Annotated in this window: 16 protein-coding genes; 4 read left to right on the forward strand and 12 right to left on the reverse strand. The window is 71.3% G+C overall.

Annotation, left to right across the window (positions count from 1 at the left end):
• Window positions 1-570 precede the first annotated feature (570 nt).
• A complete protein-coding gene (locus AB0C26_RS33945) occupies window positions 571-1971 on the forward strand; it encodes a glutamate-cysteine ligase family protein (RefSeq protein ID WP_360255943.1) in 1401 nt (466 codons plus the stop codon).
• Here the strand turns inward: AB0C26_RS33945 and AB0C26_RS33950 are convergent.
• The 3 genes from AB0C26_RS33950 to AB0C26_RS33960 all read right to left on the reverse strand — a co-directional run bounded on the left by AB0C26_RS33950 (window position 1948) and on the right by AB0C26_RS33960 (window position 5446).
• Window positions 1948-4311: an excinuclease ABC subunit UvrA gene (locus tag AB0C26_RS33950; RefSeq protein ID WP_360255946.1), complete on the reverse strand. Its 2364-nt coding sequence runs from the start codon at window positions 4309-4311 to the stop codon at window positions 1948-1950. The genes AB0C26_RS33945 and AB0C26_RS33950 overlap by 24 nt on opposite strands.
• A 66-nt stretch (window positions 4312-4377) precedes the next feature.
• Window positions 4378-4815, reverse strand: coding sequence for a CBS domain-containing protein (locus tag AB0C26_RS33955; protein ID WP_360255948.1), 438 nt, complete (start codon window positions 4813-4815; stop codon window positions 4378-4380).
• A gap of 82 nt (window positions 4816-4897) precedes the next feature.
• Window positions 4898-5446, reverse strand: a complete 549-nt coding sequence (locus AB0C26_RS33960) for a TetR/AcrR family transcriptional regulator (RefSeq protein ID WP_360255950.1) — start codon at window positions 5444-5446, stop codon at window positions 4898-4900.
• Window positions 5447-5569: 123 nt separating this feature from the next.
• On the opposite strand from AB0C26_RS33960, the gene AB0C26_RS33965 reads away from it, so the two are divergent.
• Both AB0C26_RS33965 and AB0C26_RS33970 read left to right on the forward strand, forming a co-directional pair.
• A complete protein-coding gene (locus tag AB0C26_RS33965) occupies window positions 5570-7753 on the forward strand; it encodes a glycoside hydrolase family 3 C-terminal domain-containing protein (protein ID WP_360255952.1) in 2184 nt (727 codons plus the stop codon).
• A gap of 1359 nt (window positions 7754-9112) precedes the next feature.
• Window positions 9113-9493, forward strand: a complete 381-nt coding sequence (locus AB0C26_RS33970; protein WP_360255954.1) for a PPOX class F420-dependent oxidoreductase — start codon at window positions 9113-9115, stop codon at window positions 9491-9493.
• On the opposite strand, the gene AB0C26_RS33975 is transcribed toward AB0C26_RS33970, so the two are convergent.
• The 3 genes from AB0C26_RS33975 to AB0C26_RS33985 are packed head-to-tail and all read right to left on the reverse strand — an operon-like array spanning window position 9483 to window position 11655.
• On the reverse strand, window positions 9483-10937 hold the full coding sequence (locus tag AB0C26_RS33975; protein WP_360255956.1) for a GGDEF domain-containing protein: 1455 nt from the start codon (window positions 10935-10937) through the stop codon (window positions 9483-9485). The two genes, AB0C26_RS33970 and AB0C26_RS33975, sit on opposite strands and share 11 nt — an antisense overlap.
• A gap of 25 nt (window positions 10938-10962) precedes the next feature.
• Window positions 10963-11184, reverse strand: coding sequence for a DUF3817 domain-containing protein (locus AB0C26_RS33980; RefSeq protein WP_360256098.1), 222 nt, complete (start codon window positions 11182-11184; stop codon window positions 10963-10965).
• Between the two features lie 51 nt (window positions 11185-11235).
• Entirely contained in the window at window positions 11236-11655 is a 420-nt protein-coding gene (locus AB0C26_RS33985) for a hypothetical protein (RefSeq protein WP_360255958.1), read from the reverse strand.
• 76 nt (window positions 11656-11731) lie between these two features.
• Here AB0C26_RS33985 and AB0C26_RS33990 point away from each other — a divergent pair, with 76 nt between their 5' ends.
• The gene (locus tag AB0C26_RS33990) at window positions 11732-12676 is read left to right on the forward strand and encodes a helix-turn-helix domain-containing protein (protein ID WP_360255961.1); all 945 of its coding nucleotides are present in this window, start codon (window positions 11732-11734) and stop codon (window positions 12674-12676) included.
• Here AB0C26_RS33990 and AB0C26_RS33995 read toward each other — a convergent pair.
• The 6 genes from AB0C26_RS33995 to AB0C26_RS34020 all read right to left on the reverse strand — a co-directional run bounded on the left by AB0C26_RS33995 (window position 12663) and on the right by AB0C26_RS34020 (window position 17815).
• Window positions 12663-13337: a YceI family protein gene (locus AB0C26_RS33995; protein WP_360255963.1), complete on the reverse strand. Its 675-nt coding sequence runs from the start codon at window positions 13335-13337 to the stop codon at window positions 12663-12665. The genes AB0C26_RS33990 and AB0C26_RS33995 overlap by 14 nt on opposite strands.
• A gap of 214 nt (window positions 13338-13551) precedes the next feature.
• On the reverse strand, window positions 13552-14535 hold the full coding sequence (locus tag AB0C26_RS34000) for an LLM class flavin-dependent oxidoreductase (RefSeq protein ID WP_360255965.1): 984 nt from the start codon (window positions 14533-14535) through the stop codon (window positions 13552-13554).
• Between the two features lie 89 nt (window positions 14536-14624).
• Window positions 14625-15227, reverse strand: a complete 603-nt coding sequence (locus tag AB0C26_RS34005) for a class I SAM-dependent methyltransferase (RefSeq protein ID WP_360255967.1) — start codon at window positions 15225-15227, stop codon at window positions 14625-14627.
• Complete coding sequence (locus AB0C26_RS34010; protein ID WP_360255969.1) at window positions 15208-16002, reverse strand: ABC transporter permease; 795 nt, start codon at window positions 16000-16002, stop codon at window positions 15208-15210. The genes AB0C26_RS34005 and AB0C26_RS34010 overlap by 20 nt, the downstream gene beginning before the upstream one ends.
• Window positions 15999-16988, reverse strand: coding sequence for an aliphatic sulfonate ABC transporter substrate-binding protein (locus tag AB0C26_RS34015; RefSeq protein ID WP_360255971.1), 990 nt, complete (start codon window positions 16986-16988; stop codon window positions 15999-16001). The genes AB0C26_RS34010 and AB0C26_RS34015 overlap by 4 nt, the downstream gene beginning before the upstream one ends.
• Before the next feature lie 17 nt (window positions 16989-17005).
• Complete coding sequence (locus tag AB0C26_RS34020) at window positions 17006-17815, reverse strand: ABC transporter ATP-binding protein (RefSeq protein WP_360255973.1); 810 nt, start codon at window positions 17813-17815, stop codon at window positions 17006-17008.
• Window positions 17816-17844 lie beyond the last annotated feature (29 nt).

The following is a 17844-nucleotide window of genomic DNA, read 5'->3' on the forward strand; positions in this document are numbered from 1 at the left end:
CCTGGCCCCTTTGACGGCCCACGTCACCCGGCCTTTCCGCGGCCCACCCTGCCCTTCTGCCGCCCGCCGCACCCGTTCCTTCCGGCCGTTCCCGGACCCCTCCGGACCCTCCTGTGGCCCCTCCTGCCCGACCTTCTCGTGGCCCCCCGACCTTCTCGTGGCCCCCCGACCTTCCCGTGGCCCTCCCGCGCGACCTTCCCCGTGGCCCTCCCGCGCGACCTTCCTGCGGCCCTCCCGCGCGACCTTCCTGCGGCCCTCCCGTGGCCCTCCGGCGCGACCTTCCCGTGGCCCACGCCGCCCGGCCTTCCCAGCCCGACCCTGTCCGGCCCATTCCGGCTGCTCCCGAACCTTCCCGACTTCCCGCGCTTCGCGCAGCCCGCCGCTTCCCGCCGCTCCCGACCCTCCTCGCCCTTTCCGGCCCTTCCCCGATCCGCGCGCTGCACGTCCTTTTGCGACCGCGCTTCGCTTATGCCCAGGCGCGCCTCGACCCCCGAATGTGTCCCATCTCCCAATACCTATCGCGCAGATAGGAATGCTATGCTCGCTCGGTCCCCGACGGAGTGAGGCCACGTGACGACCCTGACCGAGCGGGCGGCCGAGCTGCTCCTCGCCTCCCACGCTTTCGACCCGGCGACGCCCGGGTTCGTGGGCGCGTCACTCGAGTTGCCCGTCGCGGCGGCGCCGTCTCACCGGGTGCCGCTACGGCACGGCTTCCTCGACGCCCGCTCGGCGCGGGTCGCCGTGGTCAGCGGACCACCGTCGCCGGGCCTGGCCGCCTGCCTGGCGCGGATGTCCGACGACCTGGCCGCGGCCTCCGCCGCCGGCTTCGCCCGGCCCACCCCCGCAACCCCGATCGCACGTCAGACCCCCGGCGGATCCACCCGGCCGCGTGCCGACGACCTGCGCCCCCTCGACGACCGATCCCGGCCGCACCGAGGGCACGCCGACGAATCCCACCACCCCGACGGCCAATCCCGGCCGCACCCGCCCGCCCGAACGCGCACCGACGAATCCCACCACGCCGACGGCCAATTCCGGCCGCACCCGGCCGCCCGAGCGCGCGCCGGCGAATCCCGGGGCTACGCGGATGGGTCCGGCGAACGCGCTGAGAAAACCCGAGCGCACGCCGGCCCGGCTCAGACGCCACCACGCGCCGGAGACCCCGTCCAGCCTGACCGGCGGATCAGCGAGCACCCCGCCTACAGCGGCGAGCCGCGGCCGCCCGGCAAGAGCCGGTTGCGGCCGGACGAGGCGCCGGCCGGGGCCGGTGGGGTGCGGGTCGCGCTGGAGGCCGGGCTGGACGCGGGTGGGCCGCTCGGGCTGGAGCGGCGCTGGGCGCTTGCCCACACGCTGGCTCCCGTGTTGGCCGCCGCCTTCGCCAACTCTCCTCTGCTCGGCGGGGAGCCCAGCGGGTGGCGCAGCGTTCGGCAGGCCCGGAACCGGGATCTTCCCGTCCTGCCGACCGAGGCCGACGCCCGGCGGGGGTGGGCCGGCTTTGTTCTGGACGCGCCGGGGCGGGACGGCCGGACGTTCCGGGAGCGGGCGCGGTCCGGCGAGCGGCCCCGCCTGGCCGATCTGGTCGAGCATGTCGACTCGTTGCGGCCGCCCGTCGCCGCGCGGGGGCACCTCGAGATCGACGTCTTCGACCGGCAGCCCGGTGCGGGCTGGCGGGTGGTCGTCGCCGTGACCAGTGTGCTTCTCGACGACCCGCGGGCGGCCGCGGCCGCCGAGATGGCCACCGCCACCCTGGCCGTCGAGCCGGGGCTGTGGGAGCGCGCCGCGCGCGACGCGCTCACCGATCCCGTTCTGGCCGCCGCCGCTCGGGCGTGCTTCGTCGAGGCGTACGGCGCCCTGGCCCGTCATGGTGTTGACCGTGACCTTCGCGACGCCGTCGCGGAGTTCACCGAACGCTACGTGATGCGCGGCCGCTGCCCGGCCGACGACGTGCTAGGCGCCCACGTAATCGGCTAGGTGCCGGCCGGTCAGCGTCGAGCGCGCCTTCACCAGCTCGGCGGGGGTGCCCTCGAAGACGATCCGGCCGCCGTCGTGACCGGCGCCGGGACCCAGGTCGATGATCCAGTCGGCGTGGGCCATGACGGCCTGGTGGTGCTCGACCACGATCACCGACTTGCCGCTGTCGACCAGGCGGTCGAGCAGGCCCAGCAGCTGTTCGACGTCGGCCAGGTGCAGGCCCGTGGTCGGCTCGTCGAGGATGTAGACGTCGCCCTTCTCCCCCATGTGGGTGGCGAGTTTCAGCCGCTGCCGCTCGCCGCCCGACAGGGTCGTGAGCGGCTGGCCGACGCTGAGATAGCCGAGGCCGACGTCCACGAGCCGTTCCAGGATCTTGTGGGCGGCCGGGATCCGCGCCTCGCCCTCGGCGAAGAACCGCTCGGCCTCGCCGACCGACATGGTCAGCACCTCGCTGATGTCGCGGCCGCCGAGCTTGTAGTCGAGCACCGACGCCTCGAACCGCTTGCCCTCGCACACCTCGCACGGGGTGGCCACGGTGTCCATCACGCCGAGATCGGTGTAGATGACGCCGTTGCCCTTGCAGTTCGGGCAGGCACCCTCGGAGTTGGCGCTGAACAGGGCCGGCTTGACGCCGTTGGCTTTGGCGAAGGCCTTGCGGATCGGTTCCAGCAGACCGGTGTACGTGGCCGGGTTGCTCCGCCGGGAGCCGCGGATCGCGCCCTGGTCGATCGAGACGACACCCTCCCGCGGCGACACCGAGCCGTGGATGAGTGAGCTCTTGCCCGAGCCGGCCACCCCGGTCACGACGACCAGCACCCCGAGCGGGATGTCGACGTCCACGTCCTGAAGGTTGTGCAGACGAGCGCCGCGCACCGGCAGGGATTCCTCGGAGACGCGCACCGTTTCCTTGAGCGACGAGCGGTCGTCCAGGTGGCGGCCGGTCAGCGTGCCCGACTTGCGCAGCCCGGCCACCGTACCCTCGAAAACGATCTCGCCACCGGCCGAGCCGGCGCCGGGCCCGAGGTCGACGACGTGGTCGGCGATGGCGATCGTCTCGGGTTTGTGCTCGACCACCAGCACGGTGTTGCCCTTGTCGCGCAGCTGGATCAGCAGCTCGTTCATGCGCTGGATGTCGTGCGGATGCAGGCCGATCGTGGGCTCGTCGAAGACGTACGTGACGTCGGTGAGGCTCGAACCGAGGTGGCGGATCATCTTCGTCCGCTGGGCCTCGCCGCCGGACAGCGTGCCCGAGGGGCGCTCGAGCGACAGGTAGCCCAGGCCGATGCCGACGAACGAGTCGAGCGTGTGGCCGAGCTTGTCGAGCAGCGGGGCGACCGACGGCTCGTCGAGGCCGCGCACCCACTCGGCGAGGTCGCTGATCTGCATGGCGCAGGCGTCGGCGATGCTCACCCCCTTGATTTTCGAGGAACGGGCCGCCTCGCTGAGCCGCGTGCCGCCGCACTCGGGACAGGTGGTGAATGTGACCGCCCGCTCGACGAAGGCGCGGATGTGCGGCTGGAGGGCGTCGACATCCTTGGACAGGAACGATTTCTGAATCGAGGGGATCAGACCGGCGTACGTCAGATTGATGCCCTCGATCTTGACCTTTGTCGGCTCTTTGTGGAGGAGGTCGGCCAGTTCCTTCTTGGTGTATTTCTTGATCGGCTTGTCGGGGTCGAAATAGCCGACGCCGCGGAAGATACGGCCGTACCAGCCCTCCAAGCTGTAGCCGGGGATCGTGATGGCGCCCTCGTTGATCGACTTGTCCTCGTCGTACAGCGCGGTGAGATCGATGTCGTTGACCGCGCCGCGGCCTTCGCAGCGCGGGCACATGCCGCCGGTGACGCTGAACGTGCGCCGTTCCTTGACCGTCTGGCCACCCTTTTCGAAGGTGACCGCGCCCCCGCCGGAGATCGAGGCGACATTGAAGGAAAAGGCTTGAGGCGAGCCGACGTACGGTTTCCCGAGCCGGCTGAACAGGATGCGCAGCATGGCGTTGGCGTCGGTGGCCGTGCCGACCGTGGAGCGGGGGTCGGCGCCCAGCCGCTCCTGGTCGACGATGATCGCGGTGGTCAGGCCGTCGAGCACGTCGACGTCGGGACGCGCCTGCGACGGCATGAACCCCTGGATGAAGGAGCTGTACGTCTCGTTGATCAGCCGCCGGGACTCGGCGGCGATCGTGCCGAACACCAGCGAGCTCTTGCCGGAGCCGGAGACGCCGGTGAACACTGTGAGCCGCCGTTTGGGCAGCTCGGTGCTGACGTCCTTGAGGTTGTTGACGCGGGCTCCGGTCACCCGGATCAGGTCGTGGCTGTCGGCTTCGTGCCGCGCGGGGCTCATCGGATCTCCGTCTCCATGGGCGTCACGGTAGTGGCGGCCGGGGGCTCCGCGCTTCTTCGAATCTGATCAGGTGCGTTCACCGGTGATGTACTCGGCGAGGCTGCTGCGCTCCGTCTCGAGCTCGTCGATCCGGTGCTTCACGACGTCGCCGATGCTGACGACGCCGTGCAGCGCGCCGTCCTCGATCACCGGCACGTGCCGGAACCGCCGCTCGGTCATCAACCGCTCGACGTCCTCCAGCAGGGCCGTTCGGGTGACCGAGCGTACCTGTGTGGTGGCGATCGCCGCCACCGGCTCGCTGAGCACCGCGGCGCCGCGCGCGGCGAGCGCCCGGACCACGTCGCGCTCGCTGACGATGCCCTGGACGGCCCGCCCGTCGGGCGACACGATCGCGGCGCCGATCTTGTGTTCGGCCAGGACGGTGAGCAGCTCGGTCACGTCGGCCTCGGGAGCGACCGTCACCACACGGTCGCCTTTGACTCGGAGAATGTCGCTGATACGCATGGTCGTCTCCCCTTGATCACGTCGTCGATGTCGCTGGGGCTTACGCCTAGATGCCGTTATTCACGACGTGATGTCAAGAGCCCTATTCGCTGAACAGCCGTTCGGCGGCGTCGTCCCAGGCCTTGACGAGATCGGCTTCCGCCGGGTCGCGCAGCCATTGGATCTGCAGGCCGTCCATCATCGCGACCACCTGCCGCGCCAGCGCCTCGTCGCCGCCGGCCAGCTCGGTGAACGACGCGATCGCCCTTCTTTCCCTCGTACGGAAATAGTCGTGCGCCGGATGGTCGGGCGCGAGCGATTCGGCGTCGAGCACGGCGAAGAGCCGGACGATCTCAGGCTGGCGGGCGTTACGGCGCACGAGGGAAGCACACAGGGTCTTGAGATCCTGGCCCGTCATCTCCGTCATGTCGGATCGGTCGCGCTCCTCGAGGACGGCTATCAGCAGCCCCTCCTTCGAGCCGACGTGATGCAGCAGGCCCGGGACGGTCAGGCCGCAGCCGTCGGCCACGTCCTGCATCGACAGGCCCCAGAAGCCGTACTCGGCGATCAGCCGGCTGGTGACCTCGACGATCTGCTTGCGGCGCTCGGCGGCGGGCAGGCGCGCCCGGTCGCGCCGAAAAGGCTGACTCATGTCTCCCTCTTTCCTTTCGAAGATCATACGACTACCTTGTACCTAGTAAGTACTCAGTAAGCCGCGCCTCCGCCCGGTCCTTGCGAGACTTGACCCGGAAATCGGCCACCGAAGGGGATCCTCGTGGAACTCACCGACCAGGCCGCTCTGACGAGCGGCAGCGCCTTCTGGACCTCGACCGAGGCCGGCGGGGTCCCCCAGATCACGCTCACCGACGGGCCGCACGGCGTACGCATGCAGAGCTCCGCCGAGGACATGCTCACCGGCCGCCCGGCCACGGCCTTCCCGCCGGCGGTGACCTCCGGCTCGACCTGGGATCCGTCGCTGCTGCGCCGGATGGGCGAGGCCCTGGGCGACGAGTGCCGGGCGATGGGCGTGCAGGTGCTGCTCGGCCCCGGCATCAACATCAAGCGCACTCCCCTGGGCGGCCGCAACTTCGAGTACTTCTCCGAGGACCCGCTGATCAGCGGTGTGATGGCCACCGAGTGGGTGCTGGGCCTGCAGAGCCGCGGTGTCGGCGCGTCGCTGAAGCACTTCGCGGTGAACAGCCAGGAGACCGACCGCATGACGATCAGCGCCGACGTCGACGAGCGCACGCTGCGCGAGATCTACCTGCGCGCCTTCCAGCGGGTGGTGACGCGATCGCAGCCGTGGACGGTCATGTGCTCGTACAACCGGATCAACGGTGTGCACGCCTCGCAGAACCGCTGGCTGCTCACCGACGTGCTGCGCGGCGAGTGGGGCTTCGAGGGCCTTGTCGTCTCCGACTGGGGCGCCGTGGTCGACCGGGTGGCCGCCGTGCACGCCGGCCTCGACCTGACCATGCCCGGCCCCGACGAGGCCGGCGACGCCGCGCTGGTCGCCGCGGTCCAGGACGGCACGCTGGCGGCCGGCGACCTCCAGCTCTCGGCCGACCGGGTGGCCGCCCTGGTCGCGAAATCGAAGCTCGACACCACTGGGCCGTACGACGCCGACGCCCACCACGCCCTGGCCCGCGAGATCGCCGCGCGGGGCATAGTGCTGCTGAAGAACGACGGCGACGTGCTGCCGCTGCGCGCCGAGGGGCAGTCCATCGCGGTCCTGGGTGAGTACGCCCGCACCCCGCGCTTCCAGGGCGGCGGCAGCTCCCAGATCACCCCGACCCGCCTCGACGACGCCCTCACCGAGATCACCGCGTCGTCGTCGGCCACCGTGACGTTCGCGCCCGGCTACGGCGCCGACGAGAACCAGATCGACGAGGCCCTGCTCGACGAGGCCGTCGCCGCCGCCGCGAGCGCCGACGTGGCGCTGGTCTTCGTCGGTTCGAAGCAGGAGACCGAGGGCTCCGACCGTGACAGCCTCGACCTGCCGGCCCCGCACCGCGCGCTGGTCGAGAAGGTCGCCGCGGCCAACCCGCGCACGATCGTCATCCTGTCGAACGGCGCGGTCGTCCGCACCACCCCGTGGGACACAGCGGTTCCCGGCATCATCGAGGCGTGGCTGCTCGGCCAGGCCGGCGGCAGCGCCATCGCCGACGTGCTGTTCGGCCGGGTCAACCCGTCGGGCCGGCTCACCGAGACGATCCCGCTCAAACTGGCCGACCACCCGTCCTTCCTGGACTTCCCGGGCGAGGCCGGCCACGTCCGCTACGGCGAAGGCCTGCATGTCGGTTACCGCGGCTTCGACGCCCGCGAGCAGGAGGTGGCCTACCCCTTCGGCTTCGGCCTGTCCTACACCACTTTCGAGTACGGCATGCCGTCCGCCACCGTGACCGCCGACCGCGTCGAGATCACCGTCGACGTCACGAACACCGGCGACCGCGACGGCCGCGAGGTGGTGCAGGTCTACATGGAGGTCACCCACTCCCGGGTGCGACGCGCCCCGCGCGAGCTGAAGGCCTTCGCCAACGTCCCGATCGCCGCCGGCGCCACGGAAACGGTGACCCTGACCGTCCCCCGCGACGACCTGGCCTACTGGGACGAGCGCCTGTCCCGCTGGGTGGTGGAGGGCGGCGAATACCACTTCGCCGTCGGCGCCTCTTCCCGCGACCTGCGCGGCGCCGTCCTGGCCACCATCGACGCCGACCCCGACTCCCAGTGGCCCTTGACCGCCGACTCCACCATCGCCGAGTGGTTCGCCAACCCCAAGGGCGCCGACCTGCTCCGCAAGGCTTTCGCCAACGCCACTTCAGGCTTGGCCGCCCAGACCGCCGACCCCGCCATGCTCCAGTTGCTGGGCGGCCTCCCCCTGAACCGCCTGGGCATGTTCCCCGGCAGCCCTTTCACCCCCGAAACCGTCGAATCCCTAGCAGCCGCCGCCAACGCGTAACCCCAACCCACCGCCTCCCCGGCCACACACCGCCCCACTCCCCCAAGCCACAACGACGTTCCACCGCCCCAAGCCCCACCGCCCCAAGCCCCACCGTTCCAAGCGCCGGCGCCTCAAGCCCCACCGCCCGAAGCCCCCCACCTCAGCCTCACCGCCCCAAGCGCCGGCGCTTTAAGCCCTACCGCCCCAAGCCCCACCAACCACAGCGGCATGTCCGGCCCCACCGCCCGCTCCACCAAGTCACACCGCTTAGCGGCATCACACCGCTCGATCGCGCAGCATTACCTGCGCCAGCGGCTTGCCGTCACGCCCCGACCGCGCAACAGTCGCCCCGCCCGCCACATCGAGGGCGGGGCGCCGCGGTCCAGTCGGCCCTACGCCCGGGCCGCAACGGAACAGCCGTCATCCACGCGGCATCGCTCCAGCCCTCATCCGCGCGCACCGCTCCAGCCGCCATGAGCACGAGACTGAGCCGCCAAACGCGGACCGCAACGGGCAGCGCGCACAGCAGGCGCAGCGGGCCAGCGGCCGGGCCCGCGGGGCGCAACGGATCCGTCGGCATCCGTCGGACGAGCGCAACGGCCAACCACTCTGAGCGCGCGGGCTGATCGCCACACGCCCAGCCCCGTCTCCACACGTTGGCGACGCGTGAAAACTGACCCCCGGGCGACCTGGAACTCGCGCGTCGTCCGGGAGCAATTTTCAGCCGCCGCTGACACCACACGCGCGGGCCGGTCGCCACACGCGCGGGCCGTAACGGACCAGCCATCATGCGGGGCGGGGTGCCGCGGGCCGGCCGCCATGCGTGGATGGGCTAGCCACCAGGCGCTCGTGGAGGCGCGGCGGCCCAGCCGCCATGCCTAAGAGAGGGCCAGCCGCCAAACGCTGGGCGCAGCGGGCCGACCACCATGCGCGGCGTGGCCAGCCACCAGGCGCTCGTGGAGCCGTGACGGGTCAGCCGCCATGCCCGAGAGAGGGCCAGCCGCCAAACGCTCGGCGCAGCGGGCCGACCACCATGCGCGGCGTGGCCAGCCACCAGGCGCTCGTGGAGCCGCGGCGGGTCAGCCGCCATGCCCGTGAGGGGTCCAGCCACCAAACGCTGGGCGCATTGGGCTGGCCACCATGCGCGGCGTGGCCAGCCGGCAGGCGCTCGTGGGGCCGTGGCGGGCCAGCCGCCATGCGCTAGTGGGCCAGCCGCCAAGCGCGCGGGCGCAGCGGGGGACAGCCGCCAAGCGCGTGCGTGCGGGGTGCAGTGGTCGGCTGCCGTGGGTGTGGCGGCGGGCCACCACGTGCGGGCGGGGCGGGCGTCTAGGATGGCGGCGACTGGGACGTCCGAGTTGGATGGCGGGGAGGCGCGACATGAAGGTTCCGGCGGAGATCGCCCGTAGCAAGCAGGTCAGCCTGGTCACCTTCCGCAAGGATGGCACTCCGGTGGCCACCGCGGTGTGGCAGGTGTCCGAGGGCGACACCCTGACCACGGTGTCGCTGGCGGACGCCTGGAAAGTCAAGCGCATTCGGAACAATCCGCGCGTCGAGGTGACGCCTTGTGACATTCGCGGCAAGGTGCCGGCCGGCGCGCGGGCCGTCGCGGCCACCGCTGTGGTTCTGCCGCCCTCCGAAACCGAGCGCGCTCGGCGGCTCCTGGCCGGCCGCTACATCACGGCGCGCATCGGCGCCGCGTTCAGCCGGCTCTTCCGCATCAAGCGGCCGCCCGCCGTCGCCATCGTCGTCACCTTCTGACCGGCGGGCTATCCGGGTGGCGCTGCCACGTGCCCTTGCCCTGGCGCTTGGCCGCGTACATCGCCAGGTCGGCGTCGTGGAGCAGTGACGTCACCGTCGAGGTGGGGGAAGCGCCTGCCACGCCGATGCTGGCGGCTGCTGTCACCGGGGTGCCGTCGATCAGGACCGGCGTCTTCAAGGCGGCCAGGATTCGCGACGCGGTGGCCTCCGCCTCGGCTTCCGTGCAGTCGGGCAGGAGGAGCGCGAACTCGTCGCCGCCCAGGCGGGCGGCCAGGTCGGACCGGCGGATCTGGGCCTGAAGCTTCTCCGCCACGGCCAGCAGCAAGGTGTCGCCCGCGGCGTGGCCCATGGTGTCGTTCACGGATTTGAAGCCGTCCAGGTCGACCAGCAGCACCGACAACTGGTCCGCGGGCAGCGCCTCGGCCAGCCGCTCGTGGAAGTGGGTGCGGTTGGCCAAGCCGGTCAAGCCGTCGAAGTGGGCCTGACGGTGCAGGCGCACCTGGTGTTCGCGCAGCTGGTCGATCAGTTCCACGTTGTCGTGGAAGGCGGCCAGCTGCCGCACCGCCACCAGGCCGCAGATCAGGGCCAGGCCGGCCACCACACCCCACGACCGGGGGCCCACACCGTCCGTCAACGCGAAGACCAGCGCGCCGAAGGCCACGACCATCGCGCCGTACGGCAAGAAGCTGTAAGGCTTTTTCCGTCTCTCGCCGAAGGCCGTGCGGTCGGCGCCGGCCAGGATCTGCTGGATGCGGGGGCCCATGGCGATGAGCAGTGTCGGCAGGAAACGGACGATGTAGAAGTCGGACGCCAGGAAGGCGCCGGCGCTCATCACCACCGCCGAGCCGACCATCGGGATCGCCGCGAGCCGGTGCATGGGGGCGTTGCCGCTGAGGATCATCTTGACCGCCGAGAACGCCGCCGTGACGCACACGCCGGTCGCCGCCAGCACCGCCAGCACGTCGGGGCGGCTGTACTGGCCGGGCACGGCCAGCACGCACCAGCCGACCACGCCGCCGGCGACCAGCACCGTGGCCGCGTCGAGCCAGAATGTCAGACGTTCGCGGCCGGTGCGGCCGGGCTGCGGGTGCCGGAGCATCGCCGTCACCACCGCGGTCAGGCCGACGCCGAAGCAGACCGTCTGCACGGTGCCGCCCGTGGTCGACCACGCGCCGGGCCGCCAGGTGGCGACCGCCTGCCACGTGTCGCCGACGACGAACAGCGCGCCCACGACCACCATGACCCGCCAGAAACGGCGGATCGGGCCGGTGGCCAACTGCGCCACCCGCCACGAGCAGAGGGCCAGCGCCAGATCCAACGGCGGCTGGAACGCCCAGAAGACGCGCACCTGCCAACCGGTCCGGCCCTCGAGCAGGAGGAACAGCACGAGAGCGAGCGCGGTCCACCCGGCGTAGGCCCGCAGCGGGGGATCGCGACGCAGCACGTGCCCTCCCCTCGCGGGCGGCCACTCACCGCCCCAGGGATTCCGATCGGTCCGCCGGAGGGCCGGTTGAGGAGAACCGGGCGGCCAGCAGCCCGCCGACTCCCGGGACGAGGGCCAGCAGCCGGGGCCGCGCTCGGCGGGTGGCGGCCAGCGTCGCGCCGATGACCAGCAGGTATGAGCAGCCGTGGAGGGGTCCCAGCAGTTGCGTGACCGGCCGGGCGTGGATGGTGGCCAGGTTGAGCAGCATCAGCAGCAGGGTGATCAGTTCGATGCGGGCGGCGGCGCGCAGCAGCACGGGTCACGCTCCCGTCGTGGAGCCGGGGCGGACGATCATCAGGACCACGACCGTCGCCCACAGCAGGTTGAAGACGCCCGAGGTCGTGCCGAGGCGGGCCGGCACGGTGGGCCGGCCGGCGACCGCGGCCGCCTGGGCGGGCAGGATCGCGAAGCCGAGCACGGCGGCGGCGACGGCGGTCAGCGCGATCGACACCAGGAGCCACGCGTCGCCGAGCACGCCCAGGGCGCTGGCCGTCGCGAAACCGAAGACCGGGACGGCCAGCCCGAGTACGGCGTAGACGCGGCAGATCCGGTGCAGGGTGGCCAGTTGCGCGTGGTCGTCGCGGCGCAGCGCCGCCGGGAACATGCTGGCGGCCACGGTGACCGGGCCGATGGCCACGATGGCGGCCAGGACGTGGAGCGAGAGCAGGAGCTTTGTCACGATCATCGACCGTATGGGCGGGACCGGGCCGGTGACAGTGGCAGGAATGCCACACCTCAACGGATAATCGCCAACCATGCACCGGATCGCGGTTCTCGCCCTCGACGACGTCATCCCCTTCGACCTGGCGACGCCGCTCGAGGTCTTCGCCCGGGTGCGGCTGGGCGATGGGTCGACCCCTTATGCCGTACGCGTGTGCGCGCCCTCGCCGCGGGTCAGCGCGGGCTACTTCACGGTCTCCGCCCCGTACGGCCTGGACGCGCTGGACACCGCCGACACGATCATCGTTCCGGGCGTCAGCGAGCCCGCCCACCCCGTACCCCCGCAAGTGGTGACCGCGCTGCGGACGGCCGCGAGTCGCGGCACCCGGATCGCCTCCATCTGCGCCGGCGCCTTCGTCCTGGCCGCGACCGGCCTGCTGGACGGGCGGCGGGCGACCACCCACTGGGCCGGCACCGAGACCTTCCGGGCGATGTTCCCCGCCGTCGACCTCGACCCGGGCGTCCTCTACGTCGACGAGGGCCAGTTCCTGACCTCGGCCGGCGCCGCCGCCGGCCTCGACCTCTGCCTGCATCTGGTACGCCGCGACCATGGCTCGGCGGTGGCGGCCGACGCCGCCCGGCTGTCGGTGATGCCGCTGGAACGCGAGGGCGGCCAGGCCCAGTTCATCGTGCCCGAGCGGCCGCCCGCCCCGCGCGGCTCGGCGCTGGAACCGCTGCTGCTGTGGCTGGAGCGGGACGCGCCGGCCGATCTGACGCTCGACGACATCGCGGCCAAGGCCGGCCTGAGCGCCCGTACGCTGAACCGCCGTTTTCGCGAGCACACCGGCACGACACCGCTGCAGTGGCTGCACCGGGCCCGGATCCGCCGGGCGCAGCACCTGCTGGAGACGACCGTCCGGCCGGTGGACCGGATCGGTGCCGAGGTCGGCTTCGGCTCACCGACCGCGTTCCGGGACCGCTTCAAGCGGATCGTCGGAACCACTCCGCAGAGCTACCGGAGGGCGTTCAGGACGCGTTAGCCTCGGCGAACGCCTCGCCGGCGATCTCGATCTTCACGGTCTTGCCGACCAGGAAACCGCCGGTCTCCAGGGCCACGTTCCAGACCAGGCCGAAGTCCTCGCGCTCGAACTGCGCCGTCGCGCTGAAGCCGAAGATGTCGCGGCCGTACGGGTCGCGGCGCGCCCCGCCGTACTCGACCTGAAGGTCGACCGGGCGGGTCACGTCGCGGATGGTCAGCAGGCCGTTGACCACGAACTTGCCGTTGGACTTGGCCGCCGCCGGGATCTCGGACGCGCCGGCCCGCCGGGTCAGCGGGTTGTTGCGCAGCCGGGCCCACTGGAAGATCGCGTCGTTGGTCTCCGGCCACTGCACCCCGGTGCTGCGGTACTCCAGCGTCGGGTAATTCTCGACGTCGAGGAAGTCGGGGCTGGACAGGTGCGTGTCGCGGTCCGGGTTGTGCGTGGTGATGCTGGCCGCCTCGATGGACGCGGTCACCGACGAGCGGGCCGGGTCCTCACCGATGACAATCGTGGCGGTGCCCCGCGCGAACTCACCCCGGATCGGGCTGACCATCATGTGCTGGGCGAGGAAGCCGAGCCGTTTGTGGGCCTCGTCGAGCACATAGACGCCCGGGTCGGGAATGGTCAGGCCGTTCCATTCGCGGATCGGTCGGTCGACCATAGCTTCGCTTCACCCCTCGCCCCGTCGGTTACCCACCGATCTTAGGACGTTCGATTTTGAATTACCTGAGTGTGCGCAGGTCAGTGGCCGGGAACACTGTCGTGAAAGCGCGTCTTGGCCCGATTTGCGAGAGGCCCGCATCACAATGACGGAGCGTTCGTAGCGCAGGGTTTCAACAACCGAAACAAAGAGTCAACAGTGACAATCGCCACTGCTATCGGCTTTTGCCGGTGAGCTCGATCGAATGGATCCGGTCGGCCAGATCGGAGGCGTGGTGGGCCACGATCAGCTCGTCCGCGCCGACCGAGGCGGCGAAGGCATTCAGCTGGTCGGCCACCTCGTCGGCGGTGCCGGTGGCGGTGTAGCGGGTCATCGCGGCCAGCGACGCGCCGTTCGGCGAGGCCAGGAAGGCGTCGATCTCGGCGTCGGTGAAGTTCGCGCCGCGCGCGCCCCGGGTCAGCATCGAGCGCGTCCGCGCCCGGTAGGCGGTCGTCCTCTGCTCCTCGGCCGTCGCCCGGTCGTCGGCCGCGAAGACGTTCATGCCGGCGATCACGTACGGCTGGTCGAGCTGGTCGGACGGGCGGAACTTCTCGCGGTAGACGGTCACCGCGGTGTGCAGGGCGTCCGGGGCGAAGTGCGAGGCGAACGCGTACGGCAGGCCCAGCTGCGCGGCCAGGTTGGCGCCGAACAGCGACGAGCCGAGGATGTAGAGCGGCACGACCTCGTCGGCGCGCGGCACCGCCTGCACGCCCGGGACCCGCGAGCGGCCGTTCAGGTATCCCTGAAGTTCCTGCACGTCCGCCGGGAACGAGTCGGCCGAGCTGTTGTCGCGGCGCAGCGCCAGCATCGTGTTCTGGTCGCTGCCCGGCGCGCGTCCCAGGCCGAGGTCGATCCGGCCCGGGAACAGCGTCGCCAGGGTGCCGAACTGCTCGGCGATGACCAGCGGCGAATGATTGGGCAGCATGATCCCACCGGCGCCGAGCCGGATCGTCGAGGTGTGCGCGGCGACGTAGCCGATCACCACGCTGGTGGCCGACGACGCGATCGTCGGCATGTTGTGGTGCTCGGCGTACCAGACCCGGCGGTACCCGCTGCGCTCCGCGGCGCGGGCGAGCTCGACGCTCGCCTCGAAGCTGTCCCGCGCGGTCTGACCGGCGGAGATGGGCGCGAGGTCGAGCAGCGACAGCGCTGGCGCCATGGTGGGGTTCCTCCCGAAAAGTAGGTTCATGTTTGAACCTACTCCGCGGTCCTTACCTCGACACTGTGCCGGGCGTCACGGGCCGGGCGTCACCGGCGGCGGAACGCGTCCAGCAGGAACCACTCGTCGTCGTGGTGCACGAGCCGCTCGAGCCCGGGCCGCGCGGCCAGCGCCGCGTGCACGTTGAAGCCGTCGTAGTTGCCGCCGTCGGCCCGGTTGCTGAAGTGGACCGAGACGAGGTCGCCGCCCGGTTCCAGCCGCTCGACGAGCCCGTCGAGCAGCCGGTCGAGGTCCTCGGCGGACAGGTAGTAGAGCAGGTCGCCGACGACGATCAGATCGAACGTGCCCTCGGGCAGGCCGGCCGGCAGGTTGGCTTGCTCGTAGCGGACGTTCGGCAGGTCGGCCAGGCTGTCCCGGGCCGCGGCCACGGCTTCGGCGACCGAGTCGACCGCCAGCACCTCGTCACAGCGCTCGGCCAGCATCCGGGTGAGGAGGCCGATCGAGGCGCCCGGCTCGTAGCAGCGCCGGTAGCGCTCGCGAGGCAGGCTCGCCATCGTCACCGCGTACTTACGCCGGTCGTGCCATTTGGTCGCCAGGTCCCACGGGTCGTCCTTCACCAGGTACATGTTGGTGAAATGATCGACGGAGACCGAGGCCTGCGGGGGTTGCGCGTCATCCAGAGCTCTTGCCACGCCCTGAATTGTGCAACAAGCGGCTTTCGGCCACGCCGAGCACCGTGTCGCAGAGCTTGCCGATCACCGCCAGCAAAATGATGGCGAGCAGCATGATGTCGGTGCGCCCGGTGTTCTGACTGTCGATCAGCAGGAAACCCAGCCCCATCGACGACGCGATCAGCTCGGCCGCGACCAGGAAGAGCCACCCCTGAGCGAGACCGAGCCGCAGGCCGCTCAGAATGGCCGGAGTCGCCGCCGGGAAGAGCACTGTGCCGAGAAGACCGAGGCCCTTCCTTCCGTACGCCCGTCCGACCTCCACCAGCTGCGGATCGATGTGCGCGAGCGCGGCCGACACGGTCGTGTAGACCGGGAAGAACGCCCCGATCGCCACCAGCACGATCTTCGGCGTCTCCCCGATACCGAGCCAGAGAAGCAGCAACGGCACCCACGCGAGCGACGGCACGGCCCGGACGGCCTGGATGGTCGGCGAGAGGGCGACCGACGCCGTACGGGAAAGACCCACCAGCCCACCCAGGGCGAGCCCCGCGGCGCCACCCACCGCGAAGCCGATCAGGACGCGCTGGGTGCTGATGGCGATGTGGTGCCAGAGCTCGCCCCGCCCGAGCAACTCGGTGAACGCGGTCGCGACGTCGGTGGGCGGCGGCAACTGGGCGGTCGAGTAGACACCGGAGGTCGCGACCACCTGCCAGAGACCGAGCAGGGCCAGCGGCAGAACCAGGCCCACGGCGCCACGGCCGGGCCTGAGGTTCCTTTTGGTGGCCAGCAGCGTCACGACGCGTCCGTGGCGAACTTGGGTTCGAACAGCGAGTCGATCGCTTCCCGGGCCGACGCCTCGCTCTTCACGGTGGCGTCCGCCACCAGGACCGGCAGGATCTTCTCGAAGACCGCCTTCTGGGCCGCGCCCGGCACCGGGTCGATGTCGAGTTCGGTGCGCTCGGTGAGGACCAGCTTCGCCACCTCGGGCGAGATCTTGGCCTCGCGGGCGTAGAGCGCGACGGCGCGGTCCGGGTTGTCGAGGATCCACTTGCGAGCCCGCTCGTACGCGTTGACGACCGCCTGCGCGAGCTCGGGTTGCTTCCGCAGGAAGCTCTCGGTCGCGTTCAACACTCCGTACGAGTTGAAGTCGATGTTGCGGAAGATCAGCTTGGAGCCCTGGTCGAGCTGGCTCTGCGCCATGATCGGGTCGAGGCCGGACCAGGCGTCGACGTTGCCGCGCTCAAGCGCGGTCCGCCCGTCGGCGTGCTGCAGGTTCACCACTGTGACGTCGCTCGGCTTCAGTCCCGCGCTCTCCAGCGAGCGCAGCAGGAAGAAGTACGGGTCGGTGCCCTTGGTGGCCGCGATCTTCTTGCCCTTGAGCTGGGCCACCGAGCTGATCGGGGAGTTCTGGCCGACGACGATGGCCGCCCATTCGGGCTGACTGAAGACGTCGATCGTCTTGATCGGCGAGCCGTTGGCCCGGGCCACCAGCGCGGCCGCCCCGGCCGTCGAGCCGACGTCGATCGCGTCGCCGCGCAGCGCCTCGTTGGCCTTGTTGCTGCCGGCCGACAGCTGCCACGTGACGGTGACGTTCTTGCCGGCCAGTTCGGTCTCGAGCCACTTCTGATCCCGCAGCACGAGGCTGGCCGGGTTGTAGTACGCGTAATCCAGCCGCAGCGTCGCCCCCTGGCTCTGCTCGGCGCCCGCGTCCTCCCCCTCGACACATCCGGCCAGCAGCATCGTGACCGCCACCGCGGCGGCCGCCGCCCGTATCTTCCGCATCTCGCTCATCCTCTCGATCACAAACGCACGGGGGTGTGGACGCCGAGCTCACCGAGAAGCACGACCCGCAGCGCGGCCAGGTCGGCGTCACCACGATCCCGCGGCCGCTCCCCCGGCACCTCCCGGATCAGCCGCACGCCGGCCGCGCCGCCGCTCCTTTCGTTCGCGCCGCCCTTCTCGTTCGCGCCGAGCAGGACCACGCGGTCGGCCAGGTGCAGCGCCTCGTCCACGTCGTGGGTGACCAGCAGGACGGTGGTTCCGGCGGCCTTCTGTACCTCGGCCAGCAGGTCCTGCATCCGCAGGCGGGTGAGCGCGTCGAGCGCCGCGAACGGCTCGTCCAGCAGCAGCACCCCCGGCCGCCGCGCGAGCGCGCGGGCCAGCGCGGCCCGCTGCGCCATGCCGCCGCTGATCTGCCGGGGCCGGTGCCGGGCGAACGCCGCCAGCCCGACGACCTCGAGCCAGTGCGCGACCTCCTGCCGCGCCCGCTCCCCGGTCACCCCGCGCGGAAGCCCGTACGCCACGTTCTTCTCGACCGTGCGCCAGGGCAGCAGCCGCGGCTCCTGGAACACCACCGCACACCGCGGCTCGATGCCGTCGACGGCCCGGCCACCGACCCGGACCGACCCCTCACTCGGCGTGTCGAGCCCACCGGCCAGCCGCAGCAGCGTCGACTTCCCGCACCCCGACGGCCCGAGCAGGGCGACGACCTCACCCGCGGCCACCTCGAGCGACACCCCGGCCAGCACGGGTCGCCGCCGCCGGTCGGCCGTGAACGCCTTGCCCACCCCGTCCAGCGTGAGCGGAACCGCGCTCACGGCTGAATACATGTCGATGCGTCCATGGCCGGGAGCATACC

It is taken from the genome of Actinoplanes sp. NPDC048796 (genome assembly GCF_040650035.1).
Lineage (GTDB): Bacteria > Actinomycetota > Actinomycetes > Mycobacteriales > Micromonosporaceae > Actinoplanes.